At 73.8% G+C, this 14,771-nt stretch carries 15 protein-coding genes; 7 read left to right on the top strand and 8 right to left on the bottom strand.

Annotated elements, in window-relative coordinates; all coding sequences use genetic code 11:
- Positions 1 to 35 precede the first annotated feature (35 nt).
- From AB0D46_RS21215 to AB0D46_RS21225, 3 genes are all read left to right on the top strand, one after another.
- Complete coding sequence (locus tag AB0D46_RS21215; RefSeq protein WP_362879496.1) at positions 36 to 722, top strand: bifunctional DNA primase/polymerase; 687 nt, start codon at positions 36 to 38, stop codon at positions 720 to 722.
- A gap of 123 nt (positions 723 to 845) precedes the next feature.
- The gene (locus AB0D46_RS21220; protein WP_362879498.1) at positions 846 to 1,673 is read left to right on the top strand and encodes an ABC transporter ATP-binding protein; all 828 of its coding nucleotides are present in this window, start codon (positions 846 to 848) and stop codon (positions 1,671 to 1,673) included.
- Entirely contained in the window at positions 1,670 to 3,307 is a 1,638-nt protein-coding gene (locus AB0D46_RS21225; protein WP_362879500.1) for a transporter, read from the top strand. Before AB0D46_RS21220 ends, AB0D46_RS21225 begins: the two co-directional genes overlap by 4 nt.
- A gap of 228 nt (positions 3,308 to 3,535) precedes the next feature.
- Here the strand turns inward: AB0D46_RS21225 and AB0D46_RS21230 are convergent, their stop codons facing one another.
- From AB0D46_RS21230 to AB0D46_RS21240, 3 genes are all read right to left on the bottom strand, one after another.
- Positions 3,536 to 3,748 (bottom strand): hypothetical protein, encoded by a 213-nt coding sequence (locus tag AB0D46_RS21230; RefSeq protein WP_362879502.1) that lies wholly within the window; start codon positions 3,746 to 3,748, stop codon positions 3,536 to 3,538.
- A 219-nt stretch (positions 3,749 to 3,967) separates the two neighbouring features.
- Entirely contained in the window at positions 3,968 to 4,096 is a 129-nt protein-coding gene (locus AB0D46_RS21235; RefSeq protein ID WP_362879504.1) for a hypothetical protein, read from the bottom strand.
- Positions 4,097 to 4,241: 145 nt separating this feature from the next.
- Positions 4,242 to 4,601 (bottom strand): hypothetical protein, encoded by a 360-nt coding sequence (locus AB0D46_RS21240; RefSeq protein ID WP_362879506.1) that lies wholly within the window; start codon positions 4,599 to 4,601, stop codon positions 4,242 to 4,244.
- A 154-nt stretch (positions 4,602 to 4,755) separates the two neighbouring features.
- Here AB0D46_RS21240 and AB0D46_RS21245 point away from each other — a divergent pair, with 154 nt between their 5' ends.
- A complete protein-coding gene (locus AB0D46_RS21245; protein WP_362879507.1) occupies positions 4,756 to 5,754 on the top strand; it encodes a helix-turn-helix transcriptional regulator in 999 nt (332 codons plus the stop codon).
- Between the two features lie 172 nt (positions 5,755 to 5,926).
- On the opposite strand, the gene AB0D46_RS21250 is transcribed toward AB0D46_RS21245, so the two are convergent.
- Both AB0D46_RS21250 and AB0D46_RS21255 read right to left on the bottom strand, forming a co-directional pair.
- On the bottom strand, positions 5,927 to 6,799 hold the full coding sequence (locus AB0D46_RS21250; protein WP_362879509.1) for an alpha/beta hydrolase: 873 nt from the start codon (positions 6,797 to 6,799) through the stop codon (positions 5,927 to 5,929).
- A gap of 274 nt (positions 6,800 to 7,073) precedes the next feature.
- Entirely contained in the window at positions 7,074 to 7,766 is a 693-nt protein-coding gene (locus AB0D46_RS21255) for a metal-dependent transcriptional regulator (RefSeq protein ID WP_362879511.1), read from the bottom strand.
- Positions 7,767 to 7,996: 230 nt separating this feature from the next.
- Between AB0D46_RS21255 and AB0D46_RS21260 the strand changes: the two genes are divergently transcribed.
- Positions 7,997 to 8,752 carry an SIS domain-containing protein gene (locus AB0D46_RS21260; protein WP_362879513.1) on the top strand — a complete coding sequence of 252 codons (756 nt, stop codon included), beginning with the start codon at positions 7,997 to 7,999 and terminating at the stop codon, positions 8,750 to 8,752.
- Positions 8,753 to 8,894: 142 nt separating this feature from the next.
- Complete coding sequence (locus tag AB0D46_RS21265; RefSeq protein WP_362879514.1) at positions 8,895 to 10,139, top strand: serine hydrolase domain-containing protein; 1,245 nt, start codon at positions 8,895 to 8,897, stop codon at positions 10,137 to 10,139.
- A 25-nt stretch (positions 10,140 to 10,164) separates the two neighbouring features.
- Here the strand turns inward: AB0D46_RS21265 and AB0D46_RS21270 are convergent, their stop codons facing one another.
- From AB0D46_RS21270 to pdxH, 3 genes are all read right to left on the bottom strand, one after another.
- Positions 10,165 to 11,505 (bottom strand): PAS domain-containing protein, encoded by a 1,341-nt coding sequence (locus AB0D46_RS21270; protein WP_362879515.1) that lies wholly within the window; start codon positions 11,503 to 11,505, stop codon positions 10,165 to 10,167.
- A 159-nt stretch (positions 11,506 to 11,664) separates the two neighbouring features.
- Complete coding sequence (locus AB0D46_RS21275) at positions 11,665 to 12,273, bottom strand: PH domain-containing protein (protein ID WP_362879517.1); 609 nt, start codon at positions 12,271 to 12,273, stop codon at positions 11,665 to 11,667.
- A gap of 385 nt (positions 12,274 to 12,658) precedes the next feature.
- Positions 12,659 to 13,282, bottom strand: a complete 624-nt coding sequence (pdxH, locus tag AB0D46_RS21280; RefSeq protein WP_362879532.1) for a pyridoxamine 5'-phosphate oxidase — start codon at positions 13,280 to 13,282, stop codon at positions 12,659 to 12,661.
- Positions 13,283 to 13,520: 238 nt separating this feature from the next.
- On the opposite strand from pdxH, the gene AB0D46_RS21285 reads away from it, so the two are divergent.
- Positions 13,521 to 14,627, top strand: coding sequence for a citrate synthase 2 (locus AB0D46_RS21285; protein ID WP_362879518.1), 1,107 nt, complete (start codon positions 13,521 to 13,523; stop codon positions 14,625 to 14,627).
- The last annotated feature ends 144 nt before the right edge of the window (positions 14,628 to 14,771 follow it).

Genomic DNA, 14,771 nt, shown 5'->3' on the forward strand with positions numbered 1-14,771 from the left:
TGGGCCCGTAACCAGCCGTGACCCGAGGAGTTGTGATGGGCGTGGAAGAGACCATCGGAGTCACGGAGACCGCGCCCATCCCCCAGCAGCGTGGCGATCAGCTGCTCGACCATGCCGTGCGGTACGTGGAGGAACGGCACTGGGACGTCTTCGCCGGTACCTGGCTGGAGCACGGCGACGGCCGGGAACTGTGCTCCTGCGGAGCGACGGACTGTCCCGCACCCGGCGCCCACCCGGCGGTGAAGGAGTGGGCGGCCCAGGCGTCGGGCAGCGCGGTGGGGGTCCGGCGGATCTGGGCGAAGCACCCCACGGCCTCGATCCTGCTGCCGACCGGCCGGACCTTCGACGTGCTGGACGTCCCGGACTCCGCCGGTTTCCTCGCCCTGGCCCGCCTGGAGCGGATGCAGCGCACCCTCGGGCCGGTCACCCTGACCCCCGACCACCGCATGCTGTTCTTCGTCCTGCCGGGCGCCGGCGCGAAGACGGCGGACCTGGTGCGCAAGCTGGGCTGGCTGCCGCACGCCATCGACCTGGCGGCGCGGGGCGAGGGCGACTGGGTGGCCGCGCCGCCCACCCGGCAGGGCGGCCGGGGTCCGGTGCAGTGGGCCCGCAAGCCCACCCCCGCGAACCGGTGGCTGCCCGACACCGAGGAACTGATCGACGCCCTCGCGTACGCCTGCGGCAGCGAGGCCGCCGCTGCCCGGGGCCGTCGGGGCGCCTGAAGGGTCCGCGCGCACCGGCCCGGCACCGCCCCGAGGTTCATGACATAAGTAACTGCTCACGTCCGCGACCCGCTCCTATGGTGAGGAACGTACGACCACGGGGAACGGACGAGAGGCAGGCGCATGCCGGAACAGGGTGATGCGGCGGGCGGTACGGGCGGGGTGGACGGCGTGCGAACCGCGCCGAGCGCCGCCGTACGCGTCGAAGGACTGTGGAAGCGGTTCGGCGAGCAGGTGGCCGTCGCGGGGGTCGACCTGGAACTGCCCGCGGGCCGGTTCATCGGTCTCGTCGGCCCCAACGGCGCCGGCAAGACGACGACGCTGTCGATGGTGACGGGGCTGCTGCGCCCCGACGCGGGCACGGTGACGGTCGTCGGACACGACGTGTGGGCCGACCCCGTCGCGGTGAAGTCCCGCATCGGGGTCCTGCCGGAGGGGCTGCGGCTCTTCGAGCGGCTCTCCGGACGCGAACTCCTCGGCTACATGGGCCGGTTGCGGGGGCTCCCCGGTGAGGAGACCGACAAGCGGGCGACGCAGCTGCTGGAGGTCCTGGACCTCGCGGGCGCGCAGCACAAGCTGGTCGTGGACTACTCGACGGGCATGCGCAAGAAGATCGGCCTCGCGGCCGCGCTGCTCCACAACCCCGAAGTCCTCTTCCTGGACGAACCGTTCGAGGGCGTCGACCCGGTGTCGGCGCAGACCATCCGCGGGGTGCTGGAGCGGTACACCGCCTCCGGCGCCACCGTCGTGTTCTCCTCGCACGTGATGGAGCTCGTCGAGTCGCTCTGCGACTGGGTGGCCGTCATGGCCGCCGGGCAGATCCGCGCCGCCGGGCCGCTGGCCGACGTACGGGGGTCCGCGCCGTCGCTGCAGGCCGCGTTCCTCGAACTCGTCGGCGCCCGGGACCGGGCCGCGGGCGACTCCCTCGACTGGCTCGGCGGCGCCCGATGAGCACCGCCCCGGCCGTGCGGGTCGCTCCGGTCGCGCCGGCCGTCGCGGACGTGTCGCTGACGCCGCTGTTCGTCCGCCTCAAGTTGTCGCTGATGCGCAACGGCCTGAAGGGTTCCTCCAAGCGCAAGGCCGCCTGGATCGGCAGCCTGGTCCTCGCGCTCGTCGTCGCCGGGTTCGTGACGCTGGGCCTGGCGATGCTGCGCGGCCACGCCCACGCCGGGACCGTCGTCGTACTGCTGGCCGCGATCCTGGCGCTCGGCTGGGCGTTCATGCCGCTGTTCTTCCCCACCGGTGACGAAACCCTGGACCCGAGCCGGCTCGTGATGCTGCCGCTGCGGCCGCGGCCCCTCGTACGGGCGCTGCTGGCGTCCTCGCTGGTCGGCATCGGGCCGCTGTTCACGCTGTGCCTGGCCGTCGGCTCGGTGGTGGCGGTGGCGCGCGGCGCGGCGGGGGTGGTGGCCGGTGTGGTGGCCGTCCCGCTGCTCGTCCTCGGCTGCGTGACGCTCGCCCGGGCCGTGGCGACGGCCAACGTACGGCTGCTGACCAGCCGCAAGGGGCGGGACCTCGCGCTGCTGAGCGGCCTGCTGATCGCGGTCGGGGCGCAGGTCGCCAACTTCGCGAGCCAGCGGCTGTTCGAGGCGGGTGGTCTGACCCGGCTGGAGCCCGTCGAGGAGGTCGTGCGGTGGCTGCCGCCGGCGTCGGCCGTCGGCATGGTCGACTCGGCGGCCCGGGGCGCCCACCTGGAGGCCGTCGGCCAGTTCCTGGTCACCGTCGCGGCGCTGGCCGGCCTGCTGTGGTTCTGGGAGCGGACCCTGACCGGGCTCATGGTCACCCCGGACGGCTCCAGCCTCGCGGCCTCGAAGCCCACCAAGGAACCCGGCGCGGGCCGTTCCCGGTCACTGCTGCCCGACGACCGTACGGGCGCCACCATGCGGCGGACGCTGCGCTACGCCGTGCGGGACCCGAAGACGAAGTCGGCCTGGGTGACGGCGCTGGCGATCGGCATGATCGTCCCGGTGGTCAACGCCCTCCAGGGCGCCGGTTCCGTCTACCTGGCCTGTTTCGGCGCGGGCATGCTCGGCGTCCAGATGTACAACCAGTTCGGGCAGGACACCTCCGCGTTCTGGATGGTCGCCCAGACCATCGCGACGCCGCACGACGCCTACCTCGAACTCCGGGCCCGGGCCGCGGCGCTGGCGCTGGTCATCGTCCCGTACACGGTCCTCGTCACGGCCGTCACGGCCGGCCTGATCGGGGACTGGGGCGCCCTCCCGGCCGGTCTCGGCGTGTCCTTGGCGCTCGTCGGGTCGATGCTGTGCACGGGCGCGCTGGCTTCTGCGCACTTCCCGTACTCGATCCCGTCGGACGGGGCCTTCAAGAACGTCGCCCCCGGTCAGGGCGGGCTCGCCTGGGCGGGCATCGGGCTCGGGCTGCTGGCCTCGGTGGTGATCTGCGCGCCGGTGATCGCCCTGACGGTGTTCCTGCACGTGGCCGACCACCGGGACCTGACCTGGGTCCTGTTGCCGCTGGGCACCGCCTGGGGCGCCCTGGCCACATGGGCGGGGCTGCGGCTGGCAGCGCCGACGGTGGCGCGCAAGCTGCCGGAGATCCTGGTGGCGGTCAGCAGGGGCTGACCCGCGACCCCCACGCACGCCGCGCAGGGCCGGCCCCGCTCCCGGGAGGGAGGGGGCCGGCCCTGCGCGTACGTCGGGAGCCGGGAGCGGGCGGGCGCTCCGCGGCGGGCGGACGGCTGCCCTGCAGGCGCAGCTGTCGGGCCGACGGGCGGGACGCGCGGGTGGCGCGGGGTGTCGGGTGCGGCGGGGTGTCGGGTGGGGCTGCCGGGACGCGGGAGCGCGGGGCGACTACTCCCAGGCGGTGGTGTTCTTGCCCGTCGGCGCCGTCTCCCAGGCGGTGGTGTTCTTGCCCGCCGGGGCCGTCTCCCAGGCGGTGGTGGCGGTGGTGACGCGGGTGTCGGCGCCGGGCGGGGTGGTCGCGGTCAGGGTCAGGGTCAGGGCGGCGGCGGCCAGGGCGGAGACGGCGGCGGTGCGGACGGCGAGGGTCTGGAATCGGGACACGGCGAAGCTCCTGGGGCTGGTCGGGACGTTCCGGGGGGCGCCGCGGGAGGCCGCGGGCGGGGGCCCTGGGGCGGGCCGGAGGGGATCGGGCGCATCGGGGCAGGGGCGACGGCTGTCCTGCGGGACCAGCGGTCGGGGCGGCGTACGGCAAGCCCTGGGGGTGGCGCGGGTGGTGCGGGTGGTGCGTGCTCCGGCGAGGCGGCGGGGCCTCGGGCCGGGCTACTCCCAGGCGGTGGTGGCGGTGACGTGGGTGGTGGCGTCAGGGGCCTGGCCGACGAGGGCGGGGGTGAGGGCGACGAGGGCGAGCGAGGTGACCGCGGCGGCCTTGACGATCGTGGTGCGCAGCATGGCGTGTCCTTCTCCCGAGCTGGAACGAGTGGGTGTTCCGGGCTGGCGTCCCGCGGTGACGCTTCCTCCGGTGTGACCGGCCGGGTGGTGTTCCCTGCCGGGCGATCACTACTTTCGTCGCAGGTCAGGACGGGTGGAAGGGCTTTCAGGTGGACGGAAACGGTCCTGTCCCAATCCGTCCAGGCCGGCCGGAGGCGGACCGGAGGAGCTGCTCGTAGTACGGCGCCACGAGGGGTACGCCGACCCGGGTCACCCGCCATCCGCGCAGGGCCCGTACCTCGTCGAGGGCGCGTCGGCAGAGTTCCTCCGTACGGCGCTCCGCCTCGGCGAGGCCGTCCGCGAGGACGTACACGCCCACGACCGGGTCGGGCAGGGCGCCGGGGTGCGCCGACACGTGCTCGACCAGGCCCTCCGCGCCGGGCAGGGCTCGGATGAACTCTGCCGTGGAGGGCGGGAGTCGTACGCCCGGCGCGGGGGCACGGAGGGCCGCGTGGATCAGGAACATGGGATCGACCCTTCCGGAAGTGGAGGCCCGAACAAAGCATTGAACGTGGACAGTTCGGTCCTTGGACGGAAGTGTCCTCGGGCTGGTTTCGGTCGATCACTGCGTGCGATGATCTGCGCACTTGATCAATAAGGCACACACGGGGGGAACCGCTGTGCTAGCCACGCTTGGCCTCGACTCGACTTCCGAGGCCGTCTACCGCGCCATGCTCGCCTTTCCGCGCGAGGGGGTGAAAGCCCTCGGCGATCGCCTCGGCGTGCCCGAGGACGACGTCCGGCGCAGTCTCGACACGCTCAGCGAACTGGCCCTCATCCGGCCGTCCTACGAGCGGGCCGGCGAGCTGCGCGCGGTCACGCCCGAGGTGGGCATGGAAATATTGATGGCCCGCCAACAGTCCGAGTTGGCCGCGCAACAGCTGCGCGTCGAGGCCTCGCGGGCGGCGGCCGCCCAGCTCATCGCCGAGTACGCGGACCTCAGCCCGCACGCGGCGGCGAGCCCTGGAGTCGAACAGTTGGTGGGACTGGACGAGATCCGGTCCCGGATCAGCGGCCTCGCGCACGGGCTGCGGACGGAGCTGATGAGCTTCGCGCCGGGCGGCGGGCACCGCGCGCACACCCTGGAGGCGTCGAAACCGAACGACCGGGCACTGCTGGCGCGCGGGGTTCGGATGCGGTCGCTGTTCCAGGACAGCGTGCGCAACAGCCAACCCACCGTGGCGTACGCGGCGTGGCTGAGCGAGCTCGGCGGCGAGGTGCGGACCGCTCCCGACCTGCCGACCCGGCTCATGATCTTCGACCGTACGTCGGCGGTCATCCCGATCAGCAGCGAGGACAGCGCGGCGGGCGCGGTGATCCTGACCGGGCAGGGCACGCTGACGGCGCTGTGCGCGCTCTTCGAGAACGTGTGGGCGGGCGCGCAGCCGCTGGGCGGCGCGCCGGAGCGGGACGAGGGCACGCTCAGCGCCCAGGAGAACACCGTGATCCGGCTGCTGGCGCAGGGGCTGACCGACGAGGCCATCGCGAAGCGGCTCGCGGTCTCCCCGCGGACGGCCCGGCGGCTGGCCAACGGGCTGATGGAGCGCCTGGGGGCGGCCAGCCGCTTCGAGTTCGGCGTCCGCGCCGTCCAGCGCGGCTGGCTCCCGAGCACGTCGTAGCGCGCGGGCGCGACCGGCGGCCGGCCGGTACGCCCGCGCCGGGCCCGGTCGGAGTCCGGCCGCCGCCCTCGCGCGGTCAGGTGCGCGTGGACACCGGCCGGATTCCCTCAGCCAACCCGGTCCCGCTCGTGCGTCGCTGGAGCGGGTCCGTGCGCGGGCGGGTGCGGGGGTGTCAGGGGGCGTCGGCGGTGACTCCCTCCAGGAAGGGTTCGACGGCCGCGCGCCAGGCGGCCGGTTGGTCGTAGTGGAGGTAGTGGCCTGCGTCCGGGATCTCGGCGTACTGACCGGCGGGCAGGACGCGGACCATCTCCTGGGCCTCGGCGCGGCCCAGTTCGCCGTCCAGGCCGCGGACGACCAGGGTGGGGCAGCGGACCTGGGCCAGTTCCTCCCAGTGGGCGTCGTGCACCCATGTCTCGCGGGCGGTCAGCATCTGGCGACGGGAGAACAACGGGCGCCAGCCGTCCGGCGCCCGGTGCATGACCTCGGCGAAGAACGCGCCGCGGCCGGGGTCGGGCCGCTCCACGCGGGGGTCGTCCTCGCCGAACCAGCGGCGGGCGGCGTCCTGCGTGGGGAATGGCAGCGGCCAGCGGCGGAACCATTCCTCCCATTCCTGCTGGGAGGCCTCGCCGAGGGCCGAGGCCCGCATGTCGCAGATGACCAGGGCCCGGACCAACTCGGGGCGGCGGGCGGCGAGCTGCCAGGCGGTGAGGGCCCCCATGGAGTGGCCTACGAGGATCACGGGGGCGAGGCCGAGCTGGTCGACGGCCGCTTCGGCGTCGGCCACGAAGGCCTCGCGGCCCAGCGGGGTGGCGAAGGACCGGCCGGCTCCGGGGCGGGCGCTGTGGCCGTGTCCGCGCTGGTCCAGGGCGACGACGCGGTGCCGTTCGCCCAGCCAGCGGGCGGTACCGGCCCAGTGCAGGGCGCGGCCCATCAGGCCGTGGAGTAACAGGACCGCCGGACGCAGGGGCTCCGCGGGCGGTTCGCGGAATTCCCAGGCGGCCAGGCGAACGCCGTCGGCCCCCGTCACATCGATGCGCTGTACCACCGCAGATGCACCCCCTTCGATCCCGGCCAGACTATCGAACCCGCATTCGAAAACGGGCGTCTCGCCGACAACACCGCTCTTTCGAGTGACCTTGCTCAAGGATTGGCCGCCGCTGCCGATGGAGATCCTTTCCACAGGGAGGCGGGCCGCTCGGGGAAGACGGTCCGAAGGGAATGACCTTGAGAGCTCGGGGCTCCAGGTCAGCAAGGGGAGGATCGGTCCCGGCGCCGCGAGGCGCCGGGACCGCCCGCTTCCCCCCGCTCCGCGGGGATCGTCAGCGCTTGGCCACGAACACGTGCGAGGCGGTCTCCTCGTCCAGTTCGGCGGCCTCGCCGCCACTGCCGACGAGCACCCCGCCCGGGGATTCCGTCACGCTGACCACGGAGCCGGGCTGCACGCCCGCCCGCCGCAGCGTGTACATCAGCTGGGCGTCCGTCTGGATCGGCTCGCCGATCCGGCGGACGACCACCGTCTTGCCCTCGCTGCCCGGGTCCAGCTCGGCCAGGCTGACCATGCCGTCCTCCAGGAACGGATCGGCCTCGGCCTTCTCCCCCAGTTCCTCCAGGCCCGGGATCGGGTTCCCGTAGGGGGACTCGGTCGGGTGGCGCAGCAGCTCCAGTACGCGCCGCTCCACCGCCTCGCTCATGACGTGCTCCCAGCGGCAGGCCTCCGCGTGCACCTGCTCCCACTCCAGGCCGATGACGTCGACGAGCAGGCACTCCGCGAGGCGGTGCTTGCGCATCACGCGGGTGGCGAGCTTGCGGCCCTCCTCGGTCAGCTCCAGGTGACGGTCGCTGGCCACCGACACCAGGCCGTCCCGTTCCATGCGCGCCACCGTCTGGCTGACCGTCGGGCCGCTCTGGTCGAGCCTCTCGGCGATCCGGGCGCGCATGGGGACCACGCCTTCCTCTTCCAGCTCGAGGATGGTGCGGAGATACATCTCCGTGGTATCGATCAGTCCGGACATTCGTGCCCCTCGGATTGCGTGCGCTGGCCCTGCCCCCAATTCTGACGCATCGCGCCGACAACCGTCCCGCACCGAGCGTCAAGGCATGTACGGGACTCTCGTGCGCCCCGTGGAGGGCCTTTCGGCCCGGGGATTGACGTTCGTATTGACACGCGCTTGGTCCAGACCGCACGGTGAGCGGCGGACACGGACGCACCCACCGCACCCCACCCTGGAAGGGCCTTCGGCGTATGAGCGAGAGCAAGCTGGCCGGGCAGTTCTTCGACGCCGCCATCGGTCTGCTGGAGCGGGTGCGCGACGAGGAGGCCTCCCGCGTCAACGAGGCCGGGATCGTCATCGCCGAGGCCGTCGCCTCGGGGAACCGGCTCTTCGCCTTCGGCGCGGGACACTCCTCGCTGCCCGCGCAGGACGTGGTCTACCGGGCCGGCGGACTCGCCCTGATGAACTTCCTCGCCGTACCCGGCACCGCCGGCATCGACGTCATGCCCGCCACCCTGGGCAGCGCGCTGGAGCGGGTCGACGGACTCGCCGGGGCGGTGCTCGACAGCAGCCCGGCCTCCGACGGGGACGTCCTGGTGATCATCTCGCTGTCCGGGCGCAACGCGCTGCCCGTCGAGATGGCGATGAACGCCCGGGCGATCGGCCTCAAGGTCATCGGCGTGACCTCCATGGCGTACGCGACGGGAACGCGCTCGCGGCACGTCTCGGGCACCTTCCTCAAGGACCACTGCGACATCGTGCTCGACAGCAAGATCGCGGTCGGTGACGCCGAGCTGACCCTCGACGGCATCGACGCCCCCTTCGCCCCCGCGTCCACCGTCGTGACCAGCGCGATCATGCAGGCGGTGATGGCGGCGGCGGCCGGGGAACTGGTCGCGCGCGGCGTCGAGCCGCCGCTGCTGCGGTCGGGGAACGTGGACGGCGGCCACGAGTGGAACGGTCGCGTGATGCAGGAGTACGGCGACCGGATCTTCTTCCGCCACTGACTCTTCCGCCACTGACTCTTCCGCCCCTGACGGACGGCGGTGCGCGCCCCTGCCGACCGTGACCGGAAGCGCCGCTTCCGGTCACGGCACTAGCATGGGGAGGACCTGCGCTCGGGGTCTCGGGGAGCTGAGGTGGCCGGGTATGCCCTTCACCCGTACGACGTTCACCGCGCGGCGGGCCCTGCCCGCCTGCGCCGCCGCGCTGTTGCTGGTCCTGGCCGGCGCCGGGACGACCCCCGCCGCGCCCCCGCCGGGGACCGCGACCGTCGCCGCCGCGCCCGTTCCCGATCGCGCGGAACCGGATCCGCAAGCCGCCCTGGACGCCGGGACGGTGGCCCGCCTGGACGCGGCGATCACCGCCGTGATGAAGGAGGCCGGCATCCCGGGCGTGAGCGTCGGCCTGTGGATCCCGGGGCGCGGCGCCTACGTCTCGTCCTTCGGGGTCGCGGACCGCCGCGACGGCGCCCCCCTGAAGCCCGACATGTACTCCCGGATCGGCAGCGTGACCAAGACGTTCACCGTGACCGCGGTCCTGCAACTGGTGGACCGGGGCCTGGTCGGCCTGGACGATCCGATCGCGAAGTACGTCGACGGCGTCCCCGGCGGCGAGCACGTCACCGTGCGCCAACTGGCGGCCATGCGCAGCGGGCTCCCCGACTACACCTCCGACCCGAAGTTCCTCGACGCGCTGCGCGCCGATCCGCACCGCGCGTTCACGCCGCGGCAGCTGCTCGGGTACGCCTTCGCCCATCCGCCGGACTTCGCCCCGAACGCGCGGTGGGAGTACAGCAACACCAACACGGTGCTGCTGGGACTGCTGGTGGAGAAGGTGTCGGGCCAGTCGCTGGCGGCCCACCTGCGGGAGCGGGTCTTCGCCCCGCTGGGGCTGGACTCCACCTCGTTGCCGACCGGCAGCGCGTTCCCGGACCCGCATCCCCAGGGGTACACGACGTTCAGCCCCGACGGGTCCGTCGTGACGGCCACCGATTGGAACCCGTCGTGGGCGTGGGCGGCCGGAGCGGTCGTCTCCGACCTGGAGGACCTGCGCGCGTGGGTGCCGGCGCTGGTGGACGGGCGGCTGTTGGAGCCGGCCACGCAGGCCGAGCGGCTGCGCACGGCTCCCGTGGGGGTTCCCGGTGTCGGGTACGGGCTGGGGATCGCCCGCGTCGACGGTTGGCTCGGGCACAACGGCGAGCTGCCCGGGTACGAGACGATCGCCGCCGGACTGCCGGGGAGCGGCGTCACGCTCGTGGTGCTGGTCAACTCCGACATCGACCGCGGCGGCTCGCTCAGCACGCTCGTCGGCCGGGCCGTGACGCGGATCGCCACCCCCGAGCACGTGTGGAACCTGCCCTCCCCCTCGCAGGTCGGCGGGGATCGGCGGTAGGGGCGCCGGGGTCGGCGCGGCGCCGTCAGGGCGCGGCCCGGGCGCCCGTCGCCAGGTCGAGGTCGGCGGCGACGCGGGCCGCGACCTCCTCCGCGTACAGGGCGTCCGCGCGCTCGAAGGCCGGGCGGGAGGAGCCGCGCAGGAAGGTCAGCGCGCCCAGGGTCCGGCCGCGGCTGCGCAGCACCACGCACAGGGCCTGTGTCGCCCCGGCCGGCCAGTGCCGGGCCCGGGCCCAGTCCTCGTCCCGCGCGCCGCCGGGGGCGCCGGCCCGGACGGGGCCGATCCGGTCCAGGGCCTGGAGCGCCGGGTGGGAGTTCTCGTAGCGGACGGGGATGGCGCCCGGCCCGGGCAGCAGCAGGGCCAGGCCCGACGGGGACACGGCCGAGCGGACGAGCCGTCGGCCCCGCTCGGGGGCCTCGGCTCCGGGCGGCCCTTCCAGTACGTCGACCAGGGCGTGGTCGGCGAAGCCGGCCAGGGCGAAGTCGAGCCGGATGGCGGCGGCCTCGGCCGGGTCGGCGCATTCGGCGGCGGCCCGGCCGGCGCGGTGCAGTTGGTTGGAGCGGAAGCGGAGCTGCCCGGTGTCCAGTTCGGCCTGCCGGGCCTCGGTGACGTCCTGGAACAGCCAGCCGACCCCGAGCGGTACGGGTTCCTCCGCCAGTGGGGAGGCAAGCCGCAGGAAGCCGCTGCGCCAGCACCGGCGCCGGACCCCCTCGGCGGTCCGTACGGAGACCCACAGGTCCAGCGGCGACGGCGGCGCCCCCTCGGCCAGTACGTGCTGGAGCGCGCCCTCCAGTTCCTCGACGCCCTGGACGAGGAGGTCCCCGAGGGGCCGGCCGAGGAGCGCACCGCGGCCCGCCGCGAAGGCGCGGGCGGCGTGCGTGTTGACCACGGCGGGGCGCAGGTCGACGTCGACGAGGACGACGCCCCAGGAGGCGTCGTCCATGAGGGCCTCGCTGAGCGCGATGGAGCGTTCGAGGTCGATCTGGGCGTGGACCTCGCTGAAGGCGCAGTACACGCCGGCGGGTTTGCCGTCGGCGCCGGGGACGCCGGCGGACTGGGTGCGTACGAGGATCCGGCCGCCGTCCTTGGTGAGCAGCGCGAACTCGTGGACCTGGCGTCCGGGTAGGTGCTGGGCGGACATGAGGCGTTCCTGGACGTCGTCCGCGTCGGCGGCGCGCGCGGCCCAGCCCGCGAAGCCCCTGCGGCCCACGGCCTCGGCGGCGGACCAGCCGAGGATCCGCTCCGCCTCCCGGTTCCAGTGGGTGAGCACGCCGTCGGAGTCGAACGCGCACAGGGCGGCGTCCATCCCGTCCAGCAGCGCTGCGAGCAGATCGTCGGCGGACTCGCCACGACCGGAAGCACTCACCTGGCACCCCCTGCAGGTGTTCGTGTGTGCGGCACGTCGGATCATTCAACTGGAACGTGACGCAGGCCACACCCGGTTCCCGCATTCCTCCCGGAATGTCCGTCGGCGCGCTCCCGGATGTGCCCGCCGGTGCGCCGCCGGTCCGCCGCCGGTCCGCCGTCAGTCCGCGAGGACCAGGAAGACCATCCCGGCCGCGAGGAGCGCGCCGGCGGCCCCCCAGCCGCGCAGCGCCGCCGCCTCGCCGCGGTCCTCGCGCCGGGCCCGGCGTTCGATCCGGCGCCGGACCTCGGGGTCGGCCGCCCAGGCGGGGCCGCGCAGCTCCCGCCAGGCGTCCCGCATCAGGGCGATCTCGCGGGTGACGTCGACGTGGTCGTCGTCCACGTACACGAGCTGGACCCGGCGGCCGGCCCGGTCGTGGGCGTACGCGAGGACCAGGGGCTGGTTGCGCGCCATGGCCGCGCCGGGGTTGGGGGCGGCCCGGATGTCCTGGACGTCGGCCCAGGCCAGCCGGCGGGTTCCGGTGAGGCGGCGGACCCGGATGCCGTCCCGGTCGATGGTGGTCGAGCAGCGCCGGAAGGCCCGTACGAGCCATCCGAACAGGGCGACGACCAGGGCCGCGATCAGCAGTTTCACACCGGGGGCCACGTGCTCCATGGTCGCCACGATCAGCAGCACGCAGGGCGTTCCCAGCCCGACGGCGAGGCGGACGCCCGCGAGCCGCGCGGGCCGGACCCGGTAGTCGCGGCAGCAGCCCTGCGCCCATGACACCCCTCCCCACGCTGCGGGACGGCCAGTGTAGGAAGGAACTCCGGGGCCGAACAGGGGAGTTGCGGCCGCTCCGAAGGTGCCGAACAAATAAGTTGAGCGCCCGGCGCAGCGGATTTAGGCTCTGGAGTACACGAGAAGGGAGGTGGTTCCCGCAATGTACGGAAACCGGACGCGTGAGGTGGCTGCGGGCTGACGGCCCGTTGTCGCAACGCACCCAGTGCGGTGCCCGGCGTGGCCGCCAGGCGCCAATCCCAAGCAGTCACCCGACCCGCGGGCTCGCCGGTACGTCCGGCCGGCTCCTCTCACTGCAGGAGAGGAACCAGAGCCCGCGGGTCGCCTGCGTTCCCGGGCGACCCGCGCCGCCCGCCCGGACCGCCCGCCCGTCCTACGGGCAGAGCCGCTCGACGCGCCACTTGTCGCCGTCCAGGGCGTAGCGCAGCCGGTCGTGCAGCCGGTTCGCGTGGCCGTTCCAGAACTCCACCGCGTCGGGCACCACCCGCACCCCGCCCCACTCCGGCGGCACCGGAACCTGCTCGCCCTCCGGGTAGCGCTCGGCCAGCTCCGCGTAGCGGCGGTCCAGCTCCTCCCGGGAGCCGATCACCCGCGACTGCTCGCTCGCCCACGCCCCCAGCTGGGAGCCGTGCGGCCGGGAGCGGAAGTACGCGGCGGTCTCGTCGCGGCCGATGCGGGAGGCGGTGCCGGTGACGACGACCTGGCGGGCGATCGGGTGCCAGGGGAAGAGCAGCGAGACGTACGGGTTCGCGGCGAGCTCGACGCCCTTGCGGGAGCCGTAGTTCGTGAAGAAGACGAAGCCCCGCTCGTCGAACCGCTTCAGCAGCACCGTGCGGGTGCTGGGCCGCCCCTCGGGCGTCGCGGTGGCCACGACCATGGCGTTGGGTTCGAAGACGTGCGCGTCGGCCGCCTGCCGGAACCAGCGGGCGAACTGCTCCATCGGCCCGTCCGCGAGGCTCTCCTCCCGGACGATCTCGGAACGGTACTGCTCGCGCATGACGGCGGGGTCAAGGTCCTGATCGCTCACACGGCCATCCTGCCGCAGGACGCCGGCCGATGGTGTGCCGTATGTCACGCTTCCGCAGGGCATCCGGAGCGGACAAAATCTTGGGGCCGGTCCGAGGGCCCCCGTACGGATGACCTTCGGCCGTGCCGGGCATCAACGGGGATGACCGCGCCGGACCGCGAATCACGCCGGGAGCCGCGCGTGTTCGCACTATCTGAGGAGCCGCCTGATGTCCGATTTCGTACCCGGACTCGAAGGGGTCGTCGCGTTCGAGACCGAGATCGCCGAGCCCGACAAGGAGGGCGGGTCGCTCCGCTACCGGGGGGTGGACATCGAAGACCTGGTCGGACACGTCTCCTTCGGGAACGTCTGGGGCCTGCTGGTCGACGGTGCGTTCAACCCGGGCCTGCCGGCCGCCGAGCCCTTCCCCATCCCCGTGCACTCGGGTGACATCCGCGTCGACGTGCAGTCGGCGCTCGCCATGCTCGCCCCCGTGTGGGGCCTGAAACCGCTGCTGGACATCGACGAGCGGACCGCGCGCGACGACCTGGCCCGGGCCGCGGTCATGGCGCTGTCGTACGTCGCCCAGTCCGCCCGCGGCCAGGGCCTGCCGATGGTGCCGCAGCGCGAGATCGACAAGGCCGAGTCCGTCGTCGAACGGTTCATGATCCGCTGGCGGGGCGAGCCCGACCCCAAGCACGTCAAGGCCGTCGACGCCTACTGGACGTCCGCCGCCGAGCACGGCATGAACGCCTCCACCTTCACCGCCCGCGTCATCGCCTCCACCGGCGCCGACGTCGCGGCGGCGCTGTCCGGGGCGGTCGGCGCCATGTCGGGCCCGCTGCACGGCGGCGCCCCGTCGCGCGTGCTCGGCATGATCGAGGAGATCGAGCGCACCGGCGACGCCGTCGCGTACGTGAAGAAGGCCCTCGACAAGGGCGAGCGGCTCATGGGCTTCGGGCACCGGGTCTACCGCGCCGAGGACCCGCGCGCCCGCGTGCTGCGCCGCACCGCCAAGGAGCTCGACGCCCCGCGCTACGAGGTGGCGGCCGCGCTGGAGAAGGCCGCCCTGGAGGAGCTGCACGCCCGCCGCCCCGACCGGGTCCTCGCCACCAACGTGGAGTTCTGGGCCGCGATCATGCTGGACTTCGCGGAGGTCCCGGCGCACATGTTCACCTCCATGTTCAGCTGCGCCCGTACCGCCGGCTGGTCGGCGCACATCCTGGAGCAGAAGCGGACGGGCCGCCTGGTGCGCCCGTCGGCCCGCTACACCGGCCCGGGCCGTCGCGACCCCCGCGACATCGAGGGCTGGGCCCACATCGCCGAGACGGCCTGATCCGTCCCGGACCCCCTTTTTGCACGGCGGGGGGGGGGGGGCCCGGGGGGGGGGGGGCGCGGGCCCCCCCCCCCCCCCCCACCCGGCGAAAGAAAGCCAAAACAAACAGAAAGGTAAAGGGGCGGGGGGTGGGGATAGGTGGGG

This window comes from Streptomyces sp. NPDC048383 (assembly GCF_040651775.1).
Taxonomy (GTDB): Bacteria; Actinomycetota; Actinomycetes; order Streptomycetales; family Streptomycetaceae; genus Streptomyces.

Bases quoted from the DNA above. Each gene is read 5' to 3' on its own strand.
- AB0D46_RS21215 (WP_362879496.1), top strand. From the start codon at position 36: ATGGGCGTGGAAGAGACCATCGGAGTCACGGAGACCGCGCCCATCCCC.
- AB0D46_RS21220 (WP_362879498.1), top strand. From the start codon at position 846: ATGCCGGAACAGGGTGATGCGGCGGGCGGTACGGGCGGGGTGGACGGC.
- AB0D46_RS21225 (WP_362879500.1), top strand. From the start codon at position 1,670: ATGAGCACCGCCCCGGCCGTGCGGGTCGCTCCGGTCGCGCCGGCCGTC.
- AB0D46_RS21235 (WP_362879504.1), bottom strand. From the start codon at position 4,096: ATGCTGCGCACCACGATCGTCAAGGCCGCCGCGGTCACCTCGCTCGCC.
- AB0D46_RS21240 (WP_362879506.1), bottom strand. From the start codon at position 4,601: ATGTTCCTGATCCACGCGGCCCTCCGTGCCCCCGCGCCGGGCGTACGA.
- AB0D46_RS21255 (WP_362879511.1), bottom strand. From the start codon at position 7,766: ATGTCCGGACTGATCGATACCACGGAGATGTATCTCCGCACCATCCTC.
- AB0D46_RS21260 (WP_362879513.1), top strand. From the start codon at position 7,997: ATGAGCGAGAGCAAGCTGGCCGGGCAGTTCTTCGACGCCGCCATCGGT.
- AB0D46_RS21265 (WP_362879514.1), top strand. From the start codon at position 8,895: ATGCCCTTCACCCGTACGACGTTCACCGCGCGGCGGGCCCTGCCCGCC.
- pdxH (WP_362879532.1), bottom strand. From the start codon at position 13,282: ATGCGCGAGCAGTACCGTTCCGAGATCGTCCGGGAGGAGAGCCTCGCG.
- AB0D46_RS21285 (WP_362879518.1), top strand. From the start codon at position 13,521: ATGTCCGATTTCGTACCCGGACTCGAAGGGGTCGTCGCGTTCGAGACC.